1 protein-coding gene is annotated in these 578 nt (G+C 73.4%); it reads right to left on the reverse strand.

Annotated features, from left to right (window positions below):
- On the reverse strand, window positions 1-578 hold a 578-nt coding region (locus NS283_RS18160), incomplete at both ends, for an adenosylhomocysteinase (protein ID WP_193752718.1).

Consider the following 578-nt stretch of genomic DNA (forward strand, 5'->3'; position numbering starts at 1 on the left):
GAGGTGGGCGACGTCGACGGTGTGCCGGATGCCGGTCGCCGAGATCACGAAGTCGGCCTCGGCGGCCGCTCGGGCGAGAGTACGGACGGGGAACCCCGCGAAGGCCGCCTGGAGGGCCGCGACCGGATCGGTCTCGGTGACGATCACGCGCGCACCCAGAGCCGCGGCGTGCTCGGCGATTCCGGAGCCGACGCGCCCGTAGCCCACGACGACGACGGTGGCTCCGCGCAGCGACCGGTTCGCGACGTCGGCGACCGCGAAGACGACCGACTGCCCCGTGCCGTGCCGGTTGTCGAACAGCGACTTCGATCGCGCGTCGTTGGCGGCGATCACGGGGATGCGCAGCGCACCCTCGGCGTGCATTCGTCGCAGGGGTCGGACGCCGCTCGTGGTCTGCTCGGTCGCGCCGCGCATCTCGGCGACGACGTCGGGACGCTCCAGGTGCACGAGGCGGATCGTCGAGGCACCGTCGTCGACGATCACCTCGGGTCGGTGGTCGAGCAGCGCGAGGGCGTTCTCGCGGTCCTCGGAGCGGCCGGCATCCGCCCGCGCGTACACCGCGAGACCGGCGTGCGCGA

The organism is Microbacterium testaceum (assembly GCF_001476285.1).
Classification (GTDB): domain Bacteria; phylum Actinomycetota; class Actinomycetes; order Actinomycetales; family Microbacteriaceae; genus Microbacterium; species Microbacterium testaceum_B.